Source organism: Solibacillus sp. NPDC093137, from assembly GCF_050280445.1.
Classification (GTDB): domain Bacteria; phylum Bacillota; class Bacilli; order Bacillales_A; family Planococcaceae; genus Solibacillus; species Solibacillus isronensis_B.
Map to the genome: position 1 here is coordinate 285,110 of NZ_JBNNVH010000001.1, position 22,321 is coordinate 307,430.

General features: G+C 40.0%; 25 protein-coding genes and 2 other annotated features. Of the genes, 24 read left to right on the forward strand and 1 reads right to left on the reverse strand.

Features of this window, described 5'->3' with window-relative positions; translation table 11 throughout:
• The first annotated feature begins 14 nt into the window (after positions 1–14).
• The 5 genes from hemC (at position 15) to ACQKN3_RS01360 (ending at position 4,599) form a co-directional block, all read left to right on the forward strand.
• Positions 15–947, forward strand: a complete 933-nt coding sequence (gene hemC / locus ACQKN3_RS01340; RefSeq protein WP_427708858.1) for a hydroxymethylbilane synthase — start codon at positions 15–17, stop codon at positions 945–947.
• The gene (locus tag ACQKN3_RS01345) at positions 937–1,680 is read left to right on the forward strand and encodes a uroporphyrinogen-III synthase (RefSeq protein WP_427708860.1); all 744 of its coding nucleotides are present in this window, start codon (positions 937–939) and stop codon (positions 1,678–1,680) included. The genes hemC and ACQKN3_RS01345 overlap by 11 nt, the downstream gene beginning before the upstream one ends.
• Complete coding sequence (hemB, locus tag ACQKN3_RS01350; RefSeq protein WP_251686642.1) at positions 1,677–2,657, forward strand: porphobilinogen synthase; 981 nt, start codon at positions 1,677–1,679, stop codon at positions 2,655–2,657. The genes ACQKN3_RS01345 and hemB overlap by 4 nt, the downstream gene beginning before the upstream one ends.
• 1 nt (position 2,658) lies before the next feature.
• Entirely contained in the window at positions 2,659–3,948 is a 1,290-nt protein-coding gene (gene hemL / locus ACQKN3_RS01355) for a glutamate-1-semialdehyde 2,1-aminomutase (RefSeq protein ID WP_427708862.1), read from the forward strand.
• Positions 3,949–4,011: 63 nt separating this feature from the next.
• Positions 4,012–4,599, forward strand: coding sequence for an alanine racemase (locus ACQKN3_RS01360; protein ID WP_427708864.1), 588 nt, complete (start codon positions 4,012–4,014; stop codon positions 4,597–4,599).
• 52 nt (positions 4,600–4,651) lie between these two features.
• On the opposite strand, the gene ACQKN3_RS01365 is transcribed toward ACQKN3_RS01360, so the two are convergent.
• Positions 4,652–4,843, reverse strand: coding sequence for a hypothetical protein (locus ACQKN3_RS01365; protein WP_079528065.1), 192 nt, complete (start codon positions 4,841–4,843; stop codon positions 4,652–4,654).
• 117 nt (positions 4,844–4,960) lie between these two features.
• Positions 4,961–5,266: a binding site (T-box leader), on the forward strand.
• 57 nt (positions 5,267–5,323) lie between these two features.
• On the opposite strand from ACQKN3_RS01365, the gene ACQKN3_RS01370 reads away from it, so the two are divergent.
• The 19 genes from ACQKN3_RS01370 to ACQKN3_RS01460 all read left to right on the forward strand — a co-directional run bounded on the left by ACQKN3_RS01370 (position 5,324) and on the right by ACQKN3_RS01460 (position 22,170).
• Positions 5,324–7,966: a valine--tRNA ligase gene (locus ACQKN3_RS01370; RefSeq protein ID WP_427708866.1), complete on the forward strand. Its 2,643-nt coding sequence runs from the start codon at positions 5,324–5,326 to the stop codon at positions 7,964–7,966.
• A 94-nt stretch (positions 7,967–8,060) separates the two neighbouring features.
• Positions 8,061–9,332: a bifunctional folylpolyglutamate synthase/dihydrofolate synthase gene (locus ACQKN3_RS01375; protein WP_427708868.1), complete on the forward strand. Its 1,272-nt coding sequence runs from the start codon at positions 8,061–8,063 to the stop codon at positions 9,330–9,332.
• The gene (locus ACQKN3_RS01380) at positions 9,329–10,576 is read left to right on the forward strand and encodes a bifunctional folylpolyglutamate synthase/dihydrofolate synthase (protein WP_427708870.1); all 1,248 of its coding nucleotides are present in this window, start codon (positions 9,329–9,331) and stop codon (positions 10,574–10,576) included. Before ACQKN3_RS01375 ends, ACQKN3_RS01380 begins: the two co-directional genes overlap by 4 nt.
• A 207-nt stretch (positions 10,577–10,783) precedes the next feature.
• Complete coding sequence (locus ACQKN3_RS01385) at positions 10,784–11,383, forward strand: translation initiation factor 2 (protein WP_251689987.1); 600 nt, start codon at positions 10,784–10,786, stop codon at positions 11,381–11,383.
• Between the two features lie 106 nt (positions 11,384–11,489).
• Positions 11,490–12,083, forward strand: coding sequence for a Maf family protein (locus ACQKN3_RS01390; RefSeq protein ID WP_427708872.1), 594 nt, complete (start codon positions 11,490–11,492; stop codon positions 12,081–12,083).
• 11 nt (positions 12,084–12,094) lie between these two features.
• Entirely contained in the window at positions 12,095–12,796 is a 702-nt protein-coding gene (gene radC / locus ACQKN3_RS01395; RefSeq protein ID WP_285848679.1) for a RadC family protein, read from the forward strand.
• A gap of 386 nt (positions 12,797–13,182) precedes the next feature.
• On the forward strand, positions 13,183–14,199 hold the full coding sequence (locus ACQKN3_RS01400; protein ID WP_079528052.1) for a rod shape-determining protein: 1,017 nt from the start codon (positions 13,183–13,185) through the stop codon (positions 14,197–14,199).
• A 12-nt stretch (positions 14,200–14,211) separates the two neighbouring features.
• A complete protein-coding gene (gene mreC / locus ACQKN3_RS01405; RefSeq protein ID WP_251686656.1) occupies positions 14,212–15,129 on the forward strand; it encodes a rod shape-determining protein MreC in 918 nt (305 codons plus the stop codon).
• Positions 15,129–15,647, forward strand: coding sequence for a rod shape-determining protein MreD (mreD, locus tag ACQKN3_RS01410; RefSeq protein WP_251686658.1), 519 nt, complete (start codon positions 15,129–15,131; stop codon positions 15,645–15,647). The genes mreC and mreD overlap by 1 nt, the downstream gene beginning before the upstream one ends.
• A 91-nt stretch (positions 15,648–15,738) precedes the next feature.
• A complete protein-coding gene (locus ACQKN3_RS01415; RefSeq protein WP_251686659.1) occupies positions 15,739–16,407 on the forward strand; it encodes a septum site-determining protein MinC in 669 nt (222 codons plus the stop codon).
• An 87-nt stretch (positions 16,408–16,494) separates the two neighbouring features.
• Positions 16,495–17,292, forward strand: coding sequence for a septum site-determining protein MinD (minD, locus tag ACQKN3_RS01420; protein WP_251689989.1), 798 nt, complete (start codon positions 16,495–16,497; stop codon positions 17,290–17,292).
• 111 nt (positions 17,293–17,403) lie between these two features.
• Positions 17,404–17,952: a M23 family metallopeptidase gene (locus ACQKN3_RS01425; protein WP_251689990.1), complete on the forward strand. Its 549-nt coding sequence runs from the start codon at positions 17,404–17,406 to the stop codon at positions 17,950–17,952.
• Positions 17,953–18,564 carry a site-2 protease family protein gene (locus tag ACQKN3_RS01430; protein ID WP_251686661.1) on the forward strand — a complete coding sequence of 204 codons (612 nt, stop codon included), beginning with the start codon at positions 17,953–17,955 and terminating at the stop codon, positions 18,562–18,564. It abuts the gene before it with no gap.
• A 45-nt stretch (positions 18,565–18,609) separates the two neighbouring features.
• Positions 18,610–18,687 (forward strand) — a sequence feature (ribosomal protein L21 leader region).
• Positions 18,688–18,701: 14 nt separating this feature from the next.
• The gene (gene rplU, locus ACQKN3_RS01435; protein WP_251686663.1) at positions 18,702–19,010 is read left to right on the forward strand and encodes a 50S ribosomal protein L21; all 309 of its coding nucleotides are present in this window, start codon (positions 18,702–18,704) and stop codon (positions 19,008–19,010) included.
• A gap of 16 nt (positions 19,011–19,026) precedes the next feature.
• Complete coding sequence (locus ACQKN3_RS01440; RefSeq protein ID WP_008405207.1) at positions 19,027–19,368, forward strand: ribosomal-processing cysteine protease Prp; 342 nt, start codon at positions 19,027–19,029, stop codon at positions 19,366–19,368.
• Between the two features lie 13 nt (positions 19,369–19,381).
• Positions 19,382–19,678 (forward strand): 50S ribosomal protein L27, encoded by a 297-nt coding sequence (gene rpmA / locus ACQKN3_RS01445; protein ID WP_008405208.1) that lies wholly within the window; start codon positions 19,382–19,384, stop codon positions 19,676–19,678.
• A 201-nt stretch (positions 19,679–19,879) separates the two neighbouring features.
• On the forward strand, positions 19,880–20,395 hold the full coding sequence (locus tag ACQKN3_RS01450; protein ID WP_251686665.1) for a Spo0B domain-containing protein: 516 nt from the start codon (positions 19,880–19,882) through the stop codon (positions 20,393–20,395).
• A 12-nt stretch (positions 20,396–20,407) separates the two neighbouring features.
• Entirely contained in the window at positions 20,408–21,697 is a 1,290-nt protein-coding gene (obgE, locus tag ACQKN3_RS01455) for a GTPase ObgE (protein WP_427708878.1), read from the forward strand.
• 17 nt (positions 21,698–21,714) lie between these two features.
• Positions 21,715–22,170 (forward strand): ACT domain-containing protein, encoded by a 456-nt coding sequence (locus ACQKN3_RS01460; protein WP_008405215.1) that lies wholly within the window; start codon positions 21,715–21,717, stop codon positions 22,168–22,170.
• Positions 22,171–22,321: the final 151 nt, after the last annotated feature.

The window sequence follows — 22,321 nt, forward strand, 5'->3', positions numbered from 1 at the left end:
AAGGTCGGAGTAACGTGAGAAAAATTATTGTAGGATCTCGAAAAAGTAAATTAGCATTAACACAAACAAACTGGTTTATTAATGAGCTGAAAGAAGCTGGCGTACCATTTGATTTTGAAATCAAGGAAATTGTAACAAAAGGCGACCGCATCTTAGATGTACAGCTTTCTAAAGTTGGCGGTAAAGGTCTATTCGTTAAGGAAATCGAACAAGCTCTTTATGATAAAGAAATCGACTTTGCTGTGCATTCGATGAAAGATATGCCTGCCGTATTGCCTGAAGGGCTGATCATTGGCTGTATTCCTCCACGTGAAGATGCGCGAGATGCCTTTATTTCAAATGGTCATGTGAAATTTGCCGATTTGCCAAAAGGTGCAATCGTTGGAACGAGTTCATTACGTCGTAGCGCACAATTATTACAAGCACGTCCAGATCTTGAGATTAAGTGGATTCGCGGAAATGTTGATACACGTCTAAAAAAACTGGAAACAGAAGATTTCGATGCGATTATTTTAGCCGCAGCAGGCTTGAAACGACTTGGCTGGAGTGATGAAGTCGTAACTGAATATTTAGATACGGAAATTTGCCTTCCAGCTGTTGCACAAGGTTCATTAGGGATTGAATGCCGCGCGGATGATGCGGAGCTGCTTGAGCAACTGGCAAAATTAACGGATGCTACAACATGGGCTACAGCACATGCCGAGCGTTCGTTTTTAGCTGCGATGGACGGGGGCTGCCAAGTGCCGATTGCCGGCTATGCAACAGTAGACGGTGACACAATTACTTTAACAGGTTTAGTGGCAGCACCGGATGCTTCTGTAACTTATAAGGAAATGTTAACAGGGACAGACGCGGATGCAGTTGGTAAAGCTGTTGCCGCAAAATTAACTGAGCAAGGTGCCTTTGACTTAATTCAAAAAGTAAAGGCTGAGTTAGATGCCGAGTAATGCACTCTTAGGAAAAACATTAATTATTACAGGCTCGGCGGTTGTAAGGTCTGTAGAGCAATTGATTGAGCAACATGACGGGAAAGTTTATAATTATCCATTAATCGAAACAGTAGAAAAGGTTTCTAAGGAAGATGAATACTATTTTCGTGAATTACCTGCATATCAGTGGCTCATTTTTACGAGCCAAAATGCGGTAAAAAGCTTTATCGATAAATGTATACGGCATGAACAGACGATTCCGGCCACAATGAAAATTGCAGCTGTCGGTGAAAAGACAGCTGCTTTATTGCAGGAGCACGGTTATGAAATTCATTTTATGCCAACTGTTTACAGTGCTGATGTATTTGTGGAGGAATTTTCGATGGAGCCAGGTGAACGTGCCTTATTTGTGCGCGGATCGATGGCGAAAAAGACGATTCATGAAGGTACTGGGGCGGATGAATGGACGGTTTATGAAACACGTCCGTGCAGAAAATATTTTTCGCAATTAACACAGTGCCTACTGACAGAAAAACATCCGATTGTAATATTCGCCAGTCCTTCTGCGGTAGATATTTATGCTGAGCATATTGTGCCGCATGTAGATTGGCAAAATGTGAAATTTGCATCGATTGGTCATGTAACAACAGCAGCCCTTGAAAAATACGGGGTTCAGCCAATTGTGCAACCTAAAATCTATACGATGCAAGCTGTAATTGAACAGCTCATCCTGGAGGAACAGACAAAATGACAGAACTATATTTCCAACGTCACCGTCGCTTACGTCAAAATGCAGCGATGCGTGCACTCGTAAAAGAAACATACCTACAAAAAGAAGACCTTATTTATCCGTTGTTTATTATTGAAGGCGAAAATATTAAAAACCCTGTTAGTTCAATGCCGGGCGTGTTCCAATTATCTTTAGATAACTTGGCAGCTGAAGTAGATGAAATTGTAGACTTAGGCATTCGTGCGGTATTACTTTTCGGAATTCCTAAAGAAAAGGATGCAGTCGGTACTGGTGCTTTCCATGATCACGGCATCGTACAGGAAGCGACACGTTTAATTAAAGAACGTCATCCAGAGCTTCTAGTCGTAGCAGATACTTGCTTGTGTGAATTTACAGATCACGGTCATTGTGGTGTTATTGAAGGCGATCAAGTGTTAAATGATCCATCACTTGATGTGCTGGCGCGTACAGCAATTTCACAAGCAAAAGCTGGTGCCGATATTATTGCACCATCAAACATGATGGACGGGTTTGTAACGGCGATTCGTGCAGGATTGGATTCAGCAGGATTCCAGCATATTCCGATTATGTCTTATGCGGTTAAATACGCTTCAAGCTATTACGGTCCATTCCGTGAAGCGGCAGAAGGAGCACCACAGTTCGGTGACCGCAAAACATATCAAATGGATCCTTCCAATCGAATGGAAGCGATTCGCGAAGCAACTTCGGACGTTGAAGAAGGTGCAGATTTCCTAATCGTGAAGCCAGCATTAGCATATATGGATATCATCCGTGATGTGAAAAACAGCTTCCCATTACCTGTTGTAGCGTATAATGTATCGGGCGAATATTCAATGGTAAAAGCAGCTGCACAAAATGGCTGGATCGATGAAAAAGCGGTTGTACTGGAAACATTATTAGGTATGAAGCGTGCAGGTTCCGATTTAATTATTACTTATCATGCAAAAGACGTTTGTCGTTGGTTGGAGGAAAAATAATATGCGTAGTTATGAAAAGTCAAAAGCAGCATTTACAGAAGCGGTTGATTTAATGCCAGGGGGAGTAAACTCTCCTGTACGTGCATTTAAATCAGTAAACTTGGATCCGATATTTATGGATTCAGGCAAAGGTGCAGTTATTAAAGATATTGATGGCAATGAATATATTGACTATGTCTTATCATGGGGTCCGTTAATTTTAGGACATGCACACCCGGAAGTTGTTTCGGCTATTCAGGATCAGGCAGCTAAAGGCGCATCATTCGGTGCACCTACTGTTTCAGAAAACAAATTGGCGAAGCTTGTAATGGACCGTTTGCCGTCAGTGGAAATGATTCGTTTTGTATCATCAGGCACAGAAGCAACAATGTCTGCACTACGTTTAGCGCGTGGATTTACTGGACGCGACAAGATTTTAAAATTTGAAGGTTCATATCACGGTCATGGGGATTCACTGCTGATTAAAGCAGGTTCAGGTGTAGCGACACTTGGTTTACCTGACTCACCGGGTGTTCCGGCTGATATTGCCAAAAATACATTAACGGTTGCTTATAATGATTTGGAATCTGCAAAATTAGTATTTGAAAAATTCGGCGCTGATTTAGCTGCAGTTATTTTAGAACCGGTTGCCGGCAATATGGGTGTTGTTCCGCCACAGCCAGGTTTCCTTGAAGGGCTGCGTAAACTGACAGAAGAGAATGGAACGGTTTTAATTTTCGATGAAGTTATGACAGGCTTCCGTGTAGACTATGGCTGTGCACAGGAATATTACGGAATTAAACCTGACCTTACTTGTTTAGGTAAAGTAATCGGCGGAGGCTTACCGGTTGGTGCATTTGGCGGAAAGCGCGAAATTATGGAGAAAATCGCTCCGTCAGGTCCGATTTATCAAGCAGGTACGTTATCAGGTAATCCGCTTGCAATGACAGCCGGCCATGAAACATTAAGCCGTCTGAACAAAGACTCATATGAATACTTCCGCAAACTGGGTGACCAGTTGGAAGAAGGTTTCCGTGCGGCAGCGACGAAATACAATATTCCACATACAGTGAATCGTGCAGGGTCGATGATTGGTTTCTTCTTCACAAACGAAGATGTAATCGATTTTGAATCGGCGAAAAGTTCGGATTTAGAGCTATTTGCAGAATACTTCAAACTAATGGCCGAAGAAGGAATTTTCCTGCCGCCATCACAATTTGAAGGACTATTTATTTCAACGGCGCATACAGAAGAACATATCGCAAAAACAGTTCAGGCATTCCATAATGTTTTTGAAAAATTAGCGAGATAATCTCATAAATAAATCATAAATTCCCTTTCTATGCATAATGTAAGCGTAGGGAGGGGATTTTTTATGCAACAGTGGGAAATGAAAGAGACATTTACATTTCCAAAGCAATTAGGAAATGTTCAAGAGAATTCTAAAATAGTAGTAGAACCGAAATGGCATGAAGAGATTAGCGAAGATTCCGTCGTAGTAAGAGGAATTTATGTAGTAAAAGGCAATATTCAATTTGATCATGTAGCACGCGAGGATGAAATTGAGGAAGGTATCTATATCGAGCATATGGATATTGAAAAAGATCATGGTTATTTCGAATATGCCCTGCCTTTTTCAGTAGATTTTCCGAACGATGACATTGAAGCTGTATCACTTCGCATAAATGATATTAAAGTGGAGCCGAATAATGGCTACTGCTCATGTAGCTGGGCAGTCCATTGTGATGTGGAAAAGAAAGTACAAGCAATTGTTGAAGTAGAGGAACCGGCACCAGTCGAAGAGATCGTCGTCGAAAAGCCTGTAGAAGAAGTACAACCCCGACTTCAAGCGGAAAAAGAAGTAGAATCAACGCAGATGGCTCAAACCGTTCCCCATGAGCTTGATTTCCTGGAACAGTTGGCTGATGCATATAGTCGCGTTCAAATACAATTGAAAAAATAAATAAATGTTCCGTAAGAATTGAAGCTTACGGAACATTTTTTTGTTGTGAATTTTAAATGAAATCTGTGAGTAATAAGTAAGTAAATAAAATTAGAATGGCCAGCAATAATATATCACCCGTTGTCGGAAGTAAGACCGTTCGAATCGCCTGAAAAATCGTAATCGGCAAAATACAATGACGCATAAAGAAACGGAATTTTCGCAGCCATGGAGGCAATAAATAAGGATTGTAGTTTTTTCGCAATGTCCAGACTCCTTTTGCATAGTATATGTGAAGAGCGCAGATAACGTGTTAAAGTATATTCCCCATTCGTGCTTGATATTTCATTAAAAACAGCTTAAAATAAAGTGCAACTATATAATTGAAGCGAAGATTAGGAAGAGTACGTATGAGATCGATGGCAAGAGAGGAAACGGTAGCTGAAAAGTTTCTCCATCAACCATGCAGAAGGTAGCCTAGGAGCTGACTTAGTGAACTAACAGTAGCTAGGGTCCGGTTAAACACCGTTATCGAATGAAGTGCCGATTGGGCATTCCAACGCTGCATATTGACTGCTTGCGCTTTTTTAAATTTAAAGAAAGCGTTTGTGGGTAAGGAATGCGAACGCTTGACTAAACCCGATCGGAAATAAAGGTGGTACCGCGAATTAACTCCCTCGTCCTTTTTTTAGACGAAGGGAGTTTTTTTATGTCCAATAATAAGGTGACAAAGGAGAGATTCATCATGACGGAAATTACAATGCCAACAAAATACGATCCGCAGCAAACTGAAGCCGGCCGCTATGAATGGTGGTTAAAAGGCAAATTTTTCGAAGCAGATCCAACAAGCGATAAGGAACCATACTCTATCGTTATCCCACCGCCAAACGTAACAGGTAAGCTGCACCTTGGCCACGCTTGGGATACAACATTGCAAGATATTTTAATTCGTATGAAACGCATGCAAGGATTTGATGCACTATGGTTGCCAGGTATGGACCATGCAGGTATTGCGACACAGGCGAAAGTAGAAGAGAAATTGCGCGGTGAAGGTATTTCCCGCTATGATCTTGGCCGTGAAAAGTTCCTTGAAAAAACATGGGAATGGAAAGAAGAATATGCATCCCATATTCGTGCACAATGGTCGAAATTAGGTTTAGGATTAGACTATTCAAAAGAGCGATTTACACTTGATGAAGGCTTATCGGATGCTGTAAAAGAAGTATTCGTTAAATTATACGAAAAAGGCTATATTTACCGTGGTGAGCGTATTATTAACTGGGATCCGGCTGCCAAAACGGCCCTTTCAGACATCGAAGTAATCCACAAAGAAGTAGAAGGCGCATTCTACCATATGGAATACCCGCTTGCTGATGGTTCAGGTAAATTACGCGTTGCAACAACTCGTCCAGAGACAATGCTGGGTGACTCTGGTGTAGCTGTACACCCTGAAGATGAGCGCTATGCACACTTAGTAGGGAAAACTGTCATTTTACCTATCGTAGGTCGTGAAATTCCAATCGTTGCAGATGACTACGTAGATATGGAATTCGGTACAGGTGTTGTAAAAATGACACCAGCACATGACCCGAACGACTTTGAAGTTGGGAACCGTCATAATCTAGAACGTATTTTAGTTATGAACGAAGATGGTACAATGAATGACTTAGCTGGTAAATATGCGGGTATGGATCGTTTCGAATGCCGTAAGCAAATCGTTGCAGATTTACAAGAGGCAGGCGTATTAATCGAAATCGAACAACATGTACACCAAGTAGGCCATTCAGAGCGTACGAATGCTGTTGTAGAACCGTATCTTTCTAAGCAATGGTTCGTAAAAATGGCTCCACTTGCTGAAGAAGCATTAAAAATGCAAGCAGATGAAAATGAAAAAGTAAACTTCGTACCAAATCGTTTTGAAAACACATATAACCGCTGGATGGAAAATATTCATGACTGGTGTATTTCGCGTCAATTATGGTGGGGTCATCAAATTCCAGCTTGGTACAACAAAGAAACAGGCGAGCTTTATGTAGGAAAAGAAGCACCTGAAGATGCTGAGAATTGGACACAGGACGAAGATGTTCTAGATACATGGTTCTCATCTGCTTTATGGCCGTTTTCTACAATGGATTGGCCAAATGAAGAATCCGAAATGTTCAAGCGCTACTACCCGACAAATACGTTAGTAACGGGCTATGACATCATCTTCTTCTGGGTAAGCCGCATGATTTTCCAAGGGAAAGAATTTACAGGCGAGCGTCCATTTACAGACGTTTTAATCCATGGTTTAGTTCGTGATGCTGAAGGACGCAAAATGTCCAAATCACTTGGTAACGGGGTTGACCCGATGGATGTAATCGACCAATATGGTGCGGATTCATTGCGTTACTTCCTTGCAACAGGTTCATCTCCAGGTCAGGATTTACGTTACTCTACAGAAAAAGTAGAATCTACTTGGAACTTCGTAAACAAAATCTGGAACGCTTCTCGTTTTGCTTTGATGAACATGGAAGGCCTAACATATGAGCAAATTGATTTAACAGGTAACCTTTCAACAGCGGATAAATGGATTCTATCACGCTTGAATGAAACGATTGACCGTGTAACAACATTATCTGATAAATATGAGTTCGGTGAAGTTGGCCGTGAACTTTACAATTTCATTTGGGATGATTTCTGTTCATGGTATATCGAAATGGCGAAATTGCCATTATATGGTGAAGACGAAGCGGCTAAATTAACGACACGTTCAGTACTTGCTTACGTTTTAGACAACACGATGCGTTTACTGCACCCATTCATGCCTTTCGTAACAGAAGAAATTTGGCAGCACTTGCCGCATGAAGGGGAGTCAATTACAGTTGCTGCATGGCCGACTGTTAATCCGGCATTCAACTTTACAGCAGAAGCAGGCGATATGCAGCTATTAATGGATATTATTCGTTCTGTACGTAATATTCGTGCAGAAGTGAATACACCAATGAGCAAAAAAGTACCGATGACGATTTCAGCAAAAGATGAACAAACATCGGCAGTGCTTGAAGTGAACAAAGGCTATATTGAAAAATTCTGTAACCCGGATGGCTTAACAATCGGGGCGAATCTTGAAGCACCAGCACAGGCAATGTCAGCAGTAGTTTCAGGCGCAGAAATCTTCATGCCACTTGCAGGCTTAATCAATATTGAAGAAGAAATCGCACGTCTTGAAAAAGAGCTCGACAAATGGGCGAAAGAAGTAAAATTAGTTTCTGGAAAGCTATCGAATGAACGTTTCGTTTCAAAAGCACCGGAAGCATTAGTAGCAACAGAGCGTGAAAAACTGGCGGACTATGAAGCAAAATACGCAACAGTTGAAAAACGCATTGCAGAACTGAAAAATATGTAATGCCAAAGAGAGGTACCGTATAACGGTACCTCTTTCTTTTAATTCAGCTATAATAAAATATATTACATATTAGCCGTATTAGGGAGAGGACATAATGTTTCAAACGATGAAGCAATGCACAGATTTTATTTTTAAGTTAAAAGCAAGCCAATATAAAGGCGAACCATTACAGTCGGCGAAGATTATCCTGGATGCACTTGGCAATCCGGAACAAAAAACGAAATTCATACATTTTGCAGGTTCCAATGGAAAAGGTTCAACATTGAATGCAACGCGTGAGATTTTAATCAAGCACGGCTTAACGGTCGGCGCCTTCATATCTCCGCATCTTGAGCGTGCCAATGAACGGGTGACAATCAATAAACAGCAAATTTCCGATGAAGACTTTCTGCGTATTGCAAATGAAATTGCGGAAGTTATTGAAAATAAATTGGGCGGGGAATTCCCAAGCTTTTTTGAGTTTATGACATTGCTTGCCCTAAAATACTTCTCGGAGCAGTCATTGGATATCGCATTGCTTGAAACCGGTATTGGTGGGCGTTTGGATTCAACGAATGTTGTGACACCGGAAGTATGTGTGATTACAACAATTTCGCTTGAGCATACGGATATGCTCGGTGAGACATATGCCGAAATTGCCGCAGAAAAAGCAGGAATTATTAAGCAAGGAAAGCCGGTTGTTGTCGGAGTGAAAAATGTGGAAGCGCTGGCGGTAATTCAGCAAACGGCAGCACAGCTCCATGCTCCGATCTTTACGTTGGGTGAACATTTTTATGTGGAAAATCAAAAAGGTGCTTATTTTGACTACCGAGGAAATATTATGATCGACAAAATTGCACTTGCGATGGCAGGGGAACATCAAATGGCCAATGCCGCGCTTGCCATTACGGCAGCATATTTATATCTTGAATCCTTTAATGCGCAAAAAGTAAAATTGGCCTTGCAACATGCAAAGTGGGAAGGGCGTTTTGAAAAAGTGCACGACAATATTATTTTGGACGGTGCCCATAATTCGGAAGGGACGACTGCCCTCATTAATACATTACAGGAAACTGCACCACAGCATAAAGTGAAGTTTGTCTATGCTGCTTTACAGGATAAGGACCATGGTATCAGTATAAAATTAATGGATGAGGTCGCATCTGAAATGCACTTCACACAAATTGATTTGCCGCGCGCGGCGACAGCGAAGCAACTTTATGAACAAAGCACACATTCAAAAAAGTTTATGCATTCAAATTGGCAGGAGCTAATTGAAAAAGAAATGAATCATTTGGCTGAAGATGAGCTGCTCGTTATTACCGGCTCCTTATATTTTATCGCTGAAGTACGCAGTCTGTTTACAGAAAGAGGGTGGATTTCATGATTCCATTACTGGAGTTATACAAAGAGCGTTGGCAGGTAGAAAGTGAACGAGCGATCAAGCCGGGTTTAGAAGCGATTGAATCCGCACTTAATCTGCTTGGACAGCCTGAGAAACAGCTGAATGTAGTCCATTTAGCGGGAACGAACGGAAAAGGCTCAACATTGGCATTTGTTGAAGGGATGGCTCGCGAATACGGTTTATCAGTCGGGAAGTTTATGTCACCTTGTATTGTAGATGTCCATGATCAAATACAGATTGATGGCCGGTCAATCACTAATGAGCAGATGGACCGGAAGTTTCAGCAGTTGGCAAAAGCCGGACTTAGCGGAAAACTGACAGACTTTGAATTATTGACGGCGGTGGCACTTTTATACTTTGCTGAGCAAAAGCCGGACTTAGTATTAATCGAAGCAGGCATGGGTGGCAGAGAAGACAGTACAAATGTAGTGACACCGATCGTTTCGGTTGTCCCGAGTATCGCTTTGGAACATACGAATTTTTTAGGCAATACATTAACAAGTATAGCGTATCATAAAGCCGGCATATTGAAAGAAAATCGTCCGGCGGTAATTGGGAAAATGACAGAAGAGGTTACCGAAGTTTTCGCAAAGGAAGCCGTTCAGAAAAATGTACCATTATTCAAGTTTGGTACCGACTTTTTCGTTTCAAAAAATGAAGGAACCGAAGTATATGAGTATCCATTACTGCAACTAAATATATCCAAATTACAGCGTCAGTTACTAGGGAAACATCAAGGGCATAATATGGCATTGGCCATTACTGCATTTCTGGAAGTTTTAAAGAAATTTGACTTGCCGCTAGATGTTCAAAAAATCCGTACGGGTGTGAACAATGCAATACTTGCCGGGCGCTTTGAACAAATCCGGCCGAAACTTTATTTTGACGGGGCACATAATCCTGCAAGTATTCAGTCATTGGTGGATACGGTAAAAGAGCACTTTCCGAACAAGCGAATCGAATTTGTCATCGGTTTACTGGCGGACAAGGATGTCAAAACAATTCTAAAGTTACTGGAAGAAGTCGGTGACGCTTTTTATTTCGCCAATATTCATAATGAACGGGCAATGCAGGCAATGACCCTTTACGAACTTAGTCGAGCGGAGGAAAAACAAATAATAGAAGATGTAAACGAATTTTTACAGCGACCGGTAATAGATGAAACAGTACGAATTGTTACCGGTTCACTCTATTTACTAAGTGAAATTCGACGAAATATGCACTGATGCCAACCAGGCACCAAACCCGGGATAAAGCGTGCAGATTGCGATCTGCGTCAATTTGAAAAGGATGAATTGCTGTAAAAGAAAATCGGGTTGCAAATAAAGAAGAATAATATCGAAAACTTTTTAGAGGAAGGCGACAGCAGTCTCCTCTTTTTTTAACGCTATTTTGCTATTGTTGTATGAAAAAGAGATGGAGCTGTGGCAACAATGAAAGCTTTAAGGAATAATGCCATTTTTCAAGCAATGTTCATTGGAAGTATTACAGGGCTTGCTGGCGTCATACTATTTGTTTTTATTCTGCAACTACCTACGACAACCGAAGAAGCTGCAGAAACAATCCCGACGACTGTTCAAACACCCGAGGAGCAGCAAGTACAGCAACAGTATTTTGCATTGCAGCACGGTGTTTTTTCAAATTTTGATAGTGCAGCACAATTTTTGGGGACTTATCCTACGTTAAATAAAGCAGCAGTTGTTAAAGTGGGCGATCAGTATTTTGTCTGGTCCCGACTGGATACAGAAAAAGTTGAAACGGCATTAACAATTGTGCCTACCGGTTTTTATAAAAAAATTAAGATTGCGAGCAGCTGTCCTAATCCTGCAGAACTCCAGCTGCCGGTCACATTGAAAGATCCGAAATTGTTTTCGGCTGAGGATACTAAAGCAATTGACAAAAAACAGGTACCGGAAGACTGGACAGGGATTATGACAGAAGTTTCAAAGCTTTCGACGAATCCTAATGTTGTTCGTCTGCATATGTTTATAAATTATTTTGAGAGTCTTGATTGCTTGAAAGTAACATTTTAATCGTGGAAAATATAATGAAATTTTGTTTTTCGTATATTTGCATATAGAGTTGGCTGTTGTTCAAAATTCCATTTCTCAGTTACTATAGTATGTAGGAGGATTGGAAATGAATTTTACTACAAATGAACAACTTATATTAGCTTCTGCTTCACCAAGGAGAAAGGAATTGCTCCAAATGCTGAATGTCCCGTTTGAGATTGTGACAAGCGATGTTGTCGAAACAAGCGTCACGGGCGAAACGGTTCATGAATATGTGACAGAAGTGGCATTATTGAAAGCGCGTGATGTGGCTAAGAAATGTCCGAATCATTGTATTATCGGAGCGGATACAATTGTTGTGTTTAATGACCAACTACTGCACAAGCCTGTTTCGGAGGAAGAAGCCGTAGAGCATTTAACGAAGCTTGCCGGAAATCGACATGAAGTGATGACAGCTGTAGCTCTTATTTTGGCGGACGGAACAGAGCATACATTTGTTGAAATAACATCGGTGCTATTTAAAGATGTTTCTCCGCAAATGATCAAGGCCTATGTTCAGACAGGAGATCCTTTTGATAAAGCAGGCGGATACGGAATACAGACGAGTGGCGCCATGCTCGTTGACCGTATTGAAGGGGACTATAATAATGTCGTCGGTTTACCAATTGCTACATTAGTTCAAAAAATGCTTACATTACAACTACTAAAACTACCATTTTAGGAGTGATGTAAATGACGGTCCAACAACCGTTATTGAATATGAAAATCCATGACGTTCATGAAGCAGACCGCCCGCGGGAACGCCTCATCCGCCAAGGCGCAAGAAGTCTTTCGAATCAGGAGCTGATTGCCATATTGCTCGGTACCGGAACAAAAAGTGAGTCTGTATTGACAGTAGCCAATCGGGTATTGATCAACTTCGAAAAATTGCATAATTTAAAGCATGCAACACTTGAAGAAATGACCGAGATTAAAGGAATAGGGGAAGCAAAAGCAGTTTTGCTGCTTGCTGCGATCGAACTTGGAAGAAGACTCGCATCGAAAGATTTGGAAGAACGCTTTACGATCCGCTCGCCGGAAGATGCAGCGACCTTTTTAATGCAGGATATGACGTCATTACAGCAGGAGCATTTTGTCTGTCTTTTTCTCAACGTAAAAAATCAGGTGCTCCATAAACAAACCATATTTGTTGGGAGCTTGAATGCCAGCATCGTCCATCCCCGGGAAATTTTCCGCGAAGCTGTAAAACGTTCCGCTGCTTCTATCATTTGTTCCCACAACCATCCAAGCGGCATTCCGACACCCAGTCCTGAAGATATCGATGTCACAACAAGACTTTATGAAGCGGGCAAAATAGTCGGAGTCGATTTGCTCGATCACGTCATCATTGGTGATCATCAGTTTATAAGCATGAAGGAAAAGGGATATTTCTAGGGAATTCTAGATAATTGGACAAACGTATTAAAGCGTTTGTCTTTTTATTTTGTAGTTATTTTATAATTAGGAATTATTACATTGCGATAACAATTATTACGGATTTAAAAATTCGTCGACAATTTTCGCAATTGCAACTTTTATTTGTTATATTCGTCATAAGCATGTGGCGATTTTGTTAAATCTTACATATTAATTTTATTTGTTTCGTAACAGAAATAGAAATACAATAGTAAAGTAGTGTTGTAGAAAAAAACATTCGACAAAAGTCGCGATTCGGTGCTTGTAACACTATAATTTTTTGATGTAATTCGTTATAATAGAGCGTATGATTTTGCTAGCATCATAAATTAGAAATTGTTTTAATAAGAAAGGGAGTACTTAATTTGTTTGGATTAGGGAATAAAGATGTCGGGATCGATCTTGGCACAGCTAATACATTAGTATTTGTAAAAGGTAAAGGAATTGTATTGCGTGAACCTTCAGTAGTAGCGAAAAATACAAAAACAGGCGATATTGTAGCAGTCGGAAACGACGCAAAAAATATGATCGGTCGTACACCGGGTTCAATCGTGGCTATCCGCCCGATGAAAGATGGCGTTATTGCTGATTTTGAAATTACAACAGCAATGATTCAATATTATTTAAAAGAAGCAATGAAAGCATCGGGTTCTAACTGGAAGAAACCGAATGTCATGATTTGTGTGCCATATGGTATTACTTCAGTTGAGCAACGTGCGGTTATTGATGCAAGCCGTCAAGCAGGCGCAAAAGAAGCATTTACAATTGAAGAACCGTTTGCAGCAGCAATCGGTGCTAACTTGCCGGTATGGGAGCCAACAGGTTCGATGGTAGTAGATATCGGTGGAGGTACAACAGAAGTAGCTGTAATTTCTCTTGGTGGTATTGTAACAAGTGAATCAGTACGTGTTGGTGGTGATGCAATGGATCAATCCATCATTGCTTACATCCGTAAAACATATAACTTAACAATTGGTGAGCGTACAGCGGAAAGCATTAAAGTAGAAATTGGTACGGCACGTGCTGAAGGACCTGCTGAAACGATGGAAATTCGTGGACGTGACCTGTTAACAGGCTTACCAAAAACTATTGAAATTACATCAGACGAAATTTCAAAATCTTTACATGAAGCTATTGTAGTTATTTTAGATGGCGTTAAGAAAACATTGGAACAAACACCACCTGAATTATCTGCAGACGTAATGGAGCGCGGCATTGTTTTAACAGGCGGTGGTGCATTATTACGCAATTTAGATAAAGTAATCAGTGATGAAACTAAAATGCCTGTATTTATTGCTGAAGATCCGTTGGATTGTGTTGCGATCGGAACGGGTAAAGCATTAGACAACATCGCTTTAATTCGAGCGCAACAATTGAAGTAAGGAGGACTGGCAGTGCCACATTTTTCTAATAAAAAATTAATTGTCCTATTAGTAAGCGTGATTTTTCTAGTGGCATTGATTGGTTTCTCTTTACGTGATCGTCATAACGCAACATTACCCGAGAAAATTATTAAAGATACAGTTGGCTTTGCACAATCGCTTGTCGCAAAGCCGGCTAATTACATAACAGGTATTTTTAGCAATATTGATTCGCTGTTAAATACGTATGAAGAGAACCAGCGCTTAAAGATGCGTCTAGAAGACTTTGCCGTCCTGAAGGCGGAAGTAAGTACATTAAAGGCCGAAAATTCTTCATTGCGTGAACTCGCATCAATCGAGGAAAGTTTGCGTGATTTCGACCCAATTCAGGCGACGGTCATCGCGAGAAACCCTGATCAGTGGGAAGAAAAAATTATTTTAAATAAAGGGACAGCAGACGGTGTTGAAAAAAACATGGCTGTTATGACTTCGCGAGGGCTAGTTGGTAAAATTGTCATCGCAACACCTTATACTTCAGAAGTGGAATTGCTTTATACGAATAATGAAAACTATCGTGTATCTGCAGTAGTACATGATGAAAAGAATAGGGAAATTCATGGTTTAGTAGAAGGTTATGACGTTGAGCGTAACGAATTATTATTAAAGCGTATCGATTCCAAAGTTGACTTGAAAGAAGGCGGAAAAGTATTGTCTTCCGGACTAGGTGGAATCTTCCCGAAAGGTATCTTGATCGGAGAGATTACAGAAGTAACAACTGATGATTTCGGTTTAACGAAAATGGCCTATGTCAAACCAGCAGCAGATTTTTCAATGATTGAACATGTTATTATTGCTAAGCGCAAAACAATTTCGGTAGATGGTTCTGACGGTGGCAGTACAAATGAAGATTTAGTAAACGGACCAGCCGATGAAAATGAGGGGGATGAGTAATGCTCGCTCGATTTTTAATTGGCTTCGTTGCTGTCTTGCTGTTTTTGCTTGAATCTGAATTTGCTGTATTCTCCCCATTGCAGTTGGGCGAAGGAATCTATTATTTGATTCCGCGTTTTTTAATTTTATATTTAATTTTTCTAGCCATTTATTACAGCCGAAAAAAAGCCATGATTTATGGTCTTATTTTTGGACTTTGTTTTGATGTGTTTTATATTAATATTATTGGTCTTTATACGGTTTTATATCCCGCTATCTGCTATATTGCGGCATGGTGTGTAAAACGTGTTCATCCACATTTAGTATTTTCTACGATTTTGGCATTATTGCTAATGATTGTTTTCGAATTTGTTGTATATGAATTTTTCTATATGCTCCAATTTACAACGATGGCGCTTCAGCCGTTTCTAGTGAATCGATTAGTTCCGACAACAATTGGTAATCTATTATTTTTGATAATGCTTGCATGGGCGTTTAAATATTGTCTTAACGCTCGTGTATTTCAACGGGCACAATAGCATTTTAAAAAAACGAAAAGAAACAAAACGGACCTATAATCCGATTGTTTTCTTTTCGTTATTATGTAGCGCGAGGTGACTTGAAAAAGCTATGAAAAAACAACTTATCCATATTAAAGGAACAAAAGATGGGTTAGTTCTTCGTTTGGATGACCAATGTTCTTTTACCGAATTGGTAGAAGAACTTGGAAAAAAAGTTACAGACGGCCATCTTGATGGTAAAATAGATGTACAATTGCACTTAGGAAAACGTTACTGTACACAAGAGCAAAAAGACCAGCTTACTGATATTGTGGAAGAACAGCAAAAACTATGTGTGAAAAAAATTCAAAGTGATGTCATTACATTAGAAGAAAGCCATAAATTGCTTGAGACAAGTCGCTTTGAAACATATGTAGGCATTGTGCGTTCCGGACAAACGATTCGTGTAACGGGTGATATACTTGTGTTAGGTGATGTCAATCCAAACGGACGTATTGAGGCAGGGGGTAATGTACATATTGCGGGTAAGTTAAAAGGCATTGTGCATGCAGGCATGGGTGGCAATGAACAAGCAATTGTATCCGCGTCACATTTTGAACCAACACATATATTAATTGGGAATTATGTGGAAGTAATGACGAACGAGACGCAATATATACTAGACAATACCGATCAAATTTTTGCCTATCTTGGAGAAAATAATGTAATAGCATATGATAGAATCCAGGAAATAAGAAATGTACGACCGAATTTATCAACATTCAAAGGAGGAAGCTAAATGAGTGATGAAGAATTATTATTCTCTAAGAATACTGATGAAACTGGAGCTCAAAAAGCTACCTTATATAAGGAAGGGGCCGCTAATGTGGGAGAAGCAATCGTTATAACTTCAGGAAAAGGTGGAGTAGGGAAAACTACTACGACTGCAAACCTAGGAACGGCATTGGCACTTCAAGGAAAGAAAGTTTGTCTAGTCGATACGGATATCGGACTGCGTAATTTAGACGTTATATTAGGCTTGGAAAATCGAATCATTTATGATTTAGTGGACGTAATTGAAGGCCGCTGTAAAACGCATCAGGCATTAGTAAAGGACAAACGTGTAGATGAACGTCTATACTTGATGCCTGCTGCCCAAAACACAGACAAAAACGCCATCAATCCTGAACAGATGAAAGCTTTAATTGATGAGTTGAAGCGTGAGTTTGACTATATTTTAATTGATTGTCCGGCTGGTATTGAGCAAGGCTACCGCAATGCGGTCGCTGGTGCGGATCGTGCCATTGTTGTGACGACACCTGAAATTTCAGCAGTAAGAGATGCGGATAGAATTATCGGTTTGCTGGAGCAGGAGCCGATCGAACCGCCGAAACTTATTATTAACCGAATCCGTAAAAGTTTGATGAACACCGGAGATGCGATGGATATCACAGAGGTAACTACTCATTTATCGATTGATTTATTGGGAATCATCGTCGATAGTGAAGATGTTATCAGTTCATCCAATAAAGGTGAACCAATTGTCATGAATCCGAACAACAAAGCGTCATTGGGATACCGTAATATCGCACGCCGTATATTAGGTGATTCTGTGCCGTTAATGTCCTTGGAAGATGATCAGCCAAAAGGCGTTTTCGCAAAAATAAAAGCATTATTTAAATAAGAAGTAAGCTGTATGGGATAAAATCAATTATCCTTTGCAGCTTTTTTTCTATGTACAGGCATTCTTGAATTGTATTGTCGTTCCTGACATATACTAGTGCAAAAAGATTGGATGGTGAGCTTGAAAAAATGGCAGTGGCTCATCGCGAGTATTGTCTTTGTTATTATTTATAGCTGTAATTATTATGGGGATATCGCTACAAAACGTGTCATTCATTCCATTGTCTATAGTTCAGATGATTTAGTCATGATGCGAAAAGCGGTTGTGAATATGTTGTCTAATGAAGACCAGCAGCTCCCTGTTAGTGCAGATGTATCGATTAGTCAATTACAGCTGTTTGAGACGATTGATCGTTTTAATGACGGATATTTACTCGTGTATGATGAACCTTTCGTATTAAATGCATTGTATGATGGATTGATTGTGTTTACGGGCCATACAAAATATAACGGAAAAACGGTCTCGGTTGTTTATGATACAGGGGATACGGTTACATTTGGATTTGTGGACGACTTCTATGTATTACCATACACGACAGTAACAAAAGGAACTGTCGTCGCAACGAAAAAAAGCGGGGAACTCTACATTCAGATTGAACGTAACGGGGAAGTTTTAAATATGGAAGAAACGATTCGCTGGCTAAAGGAACAGCCAATTTAGATGAAAGTCACGATTCATCCATTATTTTTGTTACTGCTCTTATCAATTGTTTTATATGGTGATATTGCTTTATACAGTATTATTATTGTTTCGCTCTTATTTCATGAATTAGGTCATTTTATCGCTGCAAAGCTAGTCGGAGCCAAAATAACGCAATGTAAAATTGTTCCGTATGGCGGGGAGATGACGATTAAGGATGAATTGCAGTTATCCTATCAGCAGCTGATCATTATCGCTATTGGTGGACCGGTTGCAACATGTGTGGGGATTTTTATCAGTTTATTTCTGCCTGATATGCTGAGTGCGAGGTTAATAGAGGTGCAGTTATTTATTTTAGCTATTAATCTTATTCCTATTTGGCCCCTTGATGGTGGAAGAATAGTATGTTTCAGCATTTTGAAACGGCGGCCGTTTTCTAAAATTTTCGAATTTTATTTAACGGCTTCTTTTTATTTACTTACGGTAACAATTATCGTACTATTATATTTATTGCCGCAAACTTTATCTTTAGCAATTATAAGCCTCTTTTTATGGAGCAAAGTAATTGGAGATTGGAAATATCGAAAATACCGTGCTGCTTTTGAAAAAATAGTAATGAAGCGGTTGACTTGATAATTTCGGTGTGGTAGTATTTTAATGTTATTGTTTGTAGCACCCGTGCTACTGCAACCGCGCTGAACAGGTTTAAGTACCTTTATAGGTCACCTGCAATTCCGGGCGAGTCTGAGTCTAAGAGGAGGTGCATTTTAATGTACGCAATTATCGAAACTGGTGGTAAACAAATCAAAGTTGAAGCAGGTCAAGAAATCTATGTTGAAAAACTAGGTGTGGCTGCTGACGAAATCGTTACTTTTGACAAAGTTTTATTCGTAGGTGGAGAAACAGTTAAAGTTGGAGCTCCAACAGTTGCTGGCGCTACTGTAACAGCGAAAGTTGTTAAAGAAGGTAAGCAAAAGAAAATTACTGTTTTCAAACTTAAAGCGAAAAAGAACTACCGTCGTAAGCAAGGTCACCGTCAACCATATACAAAATTAGTAGTTGAAACTATCAACGCTTAATAAGTAGGTGACGGACATGATTACAGTAACTATTTATAGTGATGAAAATCGTAAATCGTATGGATTTGAAATTTCAGGACATGCTTTATCGGATATCTATGGTCGTGATTTAGTTTGTGCAGGTGCTTCTGCTGTTGCCTTTGGTGCAGTAAACGCAATCCCGCAAATTACAGGAATTACTCCTGAAATCGAACAAGGTGCTGAAGGTGGTTACTTGAAAGTAACTGTTCCACAAGCTGAACTGAATGATGAAACAGACGCTAAATTACAAGTTATTCTGAACACAATGGTGACACAGTTCTATACAATGACTGCGAGCTATTCAGAATATATCGAATTGAAATATAAAATGATCTAGGAGGTGGAACAGAATGTTATTATTAACTTTAGATCTTCAATTCTTCGCATCTAAAAAAGGTGTAGGTTCTACTAAAAACGGACGTGACTCTGAGTCTAAACGCCTTGGTGCTAAACGCGCTGATGGTCAATTCGTAACTGGTGGTTCAATTCTTTACCGTCAACGCGGTACAAAAATTTACCCAGGTACAAACGTAGGCCGCGGTGGTGACGATACATTATTCGCAAAAGTTGACGGCGTTGTTAAATTTGAACGCTATGGTCGCGACAAGAAAAAAGTATCTGTATACCCTACAGCTCAAGAAGCATAATTCTTGCAATGAAAGGACTGCATTTATTGCAGTCCTTTTTTTAAGTTTTTACTCAAATTCATAGTTGAGTACAGAGATGCCTTTATGGAAATGGATGATTGAAATTTTCTTAAGTATTGAATATGTATGAGTATGAAGTATGGAAGGAAAATAGATGAAATACTTGTTATACTAATAATATTGGAATACGGAGTGTGTGAAATGACCGTTTCAAAATTAACTGTAAGTGAAGCATTGCGCTTTGCAAATCATGATTATTTGAATCAGCTTCATTTGATCCAGATGAACTTAGATTTAGGACGAGTGGACGAGGCAAAAAAGGTGATTTTTGACCAGTCTGAACATTGTAAAATACTTTCGAACATCAATCGACTTCAATTAACAAAAACAGTTGAATGGCTTCATACCCTATGTTGGCGTTATCCGGCTTTACAGCTAAACATGACAAGTGATGTAAGTACACCAATACAAAGCAAGTACGATGAAGCGATTGTTCAATACTTGGAAAACACAATTATTCATGTTTACGACAAGCTTGATCCATATGAAGAGCATCAATTACTGTTAAACATCGAAACATATGAAGATAAATGGAATATTTCATTTCATTTAAAGGGAAAATGGGAACAGACGCCATTTTCAATAGAACAGAATATTTTTAATGTGGAAACATATGAACAAACGAATACAAGTTGGAAATATGTTCTTCACATATGAGGAGTGAAAGAAATGTTTGTCGATCACGTAAAGATTTATGTTAAAGGTGGAGACGGCGGGGATGGAATGGTCGCCTTCCGTCGTGAAAAGTATGTACCAAATGGTGGTCCAGCAGGTGGAGACGGAGCACGTGGCGGTAACGTTATTTTTGAAGTAGAAGAAGGTTTACGTACGTTAATGGATTTCCGTTACAAACGTCACTTCAAAGCTGAACGTGGAGAGCACGGAATGAGTAAAGGGATGCACGGTCGTCGTGCAGAAGATTTAATCGTTAAAGTGCCACCGGGAACAGTTGTAATGAATGCTGAAACAAAAACAGTCATTGCCGATTTAGTTGAACATGGCCAACAAGCAATTATTGCTAAAGCAGGCCGTGGCGGACGCGGTAACTGCCGTTTTGCGACACCTTCTAACCCTGCACCGGAATTAGCCGAAAAAGGCGAGCCAGGTCAGGAACTGGAAGTAATTTTAGAATTAAAAGTATTGGCGGATGTTGGATTAGTTGGTTTCCCTTCAGTAGGTAAATCAACATTACTATCTGTTGTTTCTTCTGCAAAACCTAAAATCGGCGCATATCACTTTACAACGATAGTACCGAACTTAGGTATGGTGGAAACTGATGATGGCCGTTCATTCGCAATGGCAGATTTACCTGGTCTAATCGAAGGCGCACACCAAGGTGTCGGATTAGGGATGCAGTTCCTGCGTCACATTGAGCGTACACGTGTCATCGTACACGTAATCGATATGTCCGGTATGGAAGGCCGCGAACCTTATGATGATTATGTAACAATCAACAACGAGCTTGAACAATATAATTTACGATTACTTGAGCGTCCTCAAATTATCGTTGCGAACAAAATGGATATGCCGAATGCGGAAGAAAACTTGGAAGAGTTTAAAAAGAAAGTAGGAGAGGATGTAAAAATCTTTCCTGTTTCAGCAGTTTCACGTCAAGGGTTAAAGCCATTACTATTTGAAATTGCGGATCTTTTAGAAGTGACACCGGAGTTCTTATTACATGATGTTCTTGAAGAAGAGTCGGATGCAGTCGTAATGTACAAGCATGAAGGTCAAGGCGGCGACTTCGAAATTTCACGTGATGATGATGGTGCATATGTTCTATCAGGATACACAATCGAACGCCTGTTCAAAATGACAGACTTCAGCCGTGAAGATGGTATTCGACGCTTTGCTCGCCAGTTACGTGCGATGGGTGTCGATGAAGAGTTACGTAAACGCGGTGCTCAAAATGGCGATACTGTACGTTTAATGGAATTCGAATTTGACTTTGTCGACTAATTAAGTGGGGGATGACGATGAAAAACGTAGCAAATCAGCGATATTATTTAGTGCGTGAAGATGTCCTGACAGATGCGATGCAAAAAACATTGGAAGCAAAACAATTATTGCAAAAAGGATCTGTTTCATCCATTTGGGATGCGGTAAAAGAAGTGGATTTATCTCGCAGCGCATTTTATAAATATCGGGATGCAGTTTTTCCTTTCCATTCGATTGTGCAAGAGCGTATTTTAACGGTTTTCATTCAATTGCAAGATCGAAAAGGTACACTTGCCAAATTACTCGAAACTGTATCTGATGCCCATTGCAATGTACTGACGATTCACCAGACGATTCCCATTCAAGGACGTGCCAATGTGACGCTTTCTTTAGATGTGACAAGCATGTCTTATGAGCTGGATGAACTTATTCGCAGCTTAAATCAACTTGAATTTATCGAATCTGCTGAAGTAATCAGTTCAGGCGCATTTTAACTATTCTTCAAAGCGCGATGTTGCTTGTAGGGAAAAGTGAGATGTCCCTGTGCAATTCCATCAGAATATAATTAAATAAAAATTGCTGTCCAATAGGTTTTAGGGCATATTGGACAGCTTTTCTTATAGGATGAATTTCCAGAAAATTTAG

Coding starts and splice junctions, on each gene's coding strand:
- ACQKN3_RS01345 (WP_427708860.1), top strand. CDS start 937: ATGCCGAGTAATGCACTCTTAGGAAAAACATTAATTATTACAGGCTCG.
- hemB (WP_251686642.1), top strand. CDS start 1,677: ATGACAGAACTATATTTCCAACGTCACCGTCGCTTACGTCAAAATGCA.
- hemL (WP_427708862.1), top strand. CDS start 2,659: ATGCGTAGTTATGAAAAGTCAAAAGCAGCATTTACAGAAGCGGTTGAT.
- ACQKN3_RS01360 (WP_427708864.1), top strand. CDS start 4,012: ATGCAACAGTGGGAAATGAAAGAGACATTTACATTTCCAAAGCAATTA.
- ACQKN3_RS01370 (WP_427708866.1), top strand. CDS start 5,324: ATGACGGAAATTACAATGCCAACAAAATACGATCCGCAGCAAACTGAA.
- ACQKN3_RS01375 (WP_427708868.1), top strand. CDS start 8,061: ATGTTTCAAACGATGAAGCAATGCACAGATTTTATTTTTAAGTTAAAA.
- ACQKN3_RS01380 (WP_427708870.1), top strand. CDS start 9,329: ATGATTCCATTACTGGAGTTATACAAAGAGCGTTGGCAGGTAGAAAGT.
- ACQKN3_RS01385 (WP_251689987.1), top strand. CDS start 10,784: ATGAAAGCTTTAAGGAATAATGCCATTTTTCAAGCAATGTTCATTGGA.
- ACQKN3_RS01390 (WP_427708872.1), top strand. CDS start 11,490: ATGAATTTTACTACAAATGAACAACTTATATTAGCTTCTGCTTCACCA.
- radC (WP_285848679.1), top strand. CDS start 12,095: ATGACGGTCCAACAACCGTTATTGAATATGAAAATCCATGACGTTCAT.
- mreD (WP_251686658.1), top strand. CDS start 15,129: ATGCTCGCTCGATTTTTAATTGGCTTCGTTGCTGTCTTGCTGTTTTTG.
- ACQKN3_RS01415 (WP_251686659.1), top strand. CDS start 15,739: ATGAAAAAACAACTTATCCATATTAAAGGAACAAAAGATGGGTTAGTT.
- ACQKN3_RS01425 (WP_251689990.1), top strand. CDS start 17,404: ATGGTGAGCTTGAAAAAATGGCAGTGGCTCATCGCGAGTATTGTCTTT.
- ACQKN3_RS01430 (WP_251686661.1), top strand. CDS start 17,953: ATGAAAGTCACGATTCATCCATTATTTTTGTTACTGCTCTTATCAATT.
- rplU (WP_251686663.1), top strand. CDS start 18,702: ATGTACGCAATTATCGAAACTGGTGGTAAACAAATCAAAGTTGAAGCA.
- ACQKN3_RS01440 (WP_008405207.1), top strand. CDS start 19,027: ATGATTACAGTAACTATTTATAGTGATGAAAATCGTAAATCGTATGGA.
- rpmA (WP_008405208.1), top strand. CDS start 19,382: ATGTTATTATTAACTTTAGATCTTCAATTCTTCGCATCTAAAAAAGGT.
- ACQKN3_RS01450 (WP_251686665.1), top strand. CDS start 19,880: ATGACCGTTTCAAAATTAACTGTAAGTGAAGCATTGCGCTTTGCAAAT.
- obgE (WP_427708878.1), top strand. CDS start 20,408: ATGTTTGTCGATCACGTAAAGATTTATGTTAAAGGTGGAGACGGCGGG.
- ACQKN3_RS01460 (WP_008405215.1), top strand. CDS start 21,715: ATGAAAAACGTAGCAAATCAGCGATATTATTTAGTGCGTGAAGATGTC.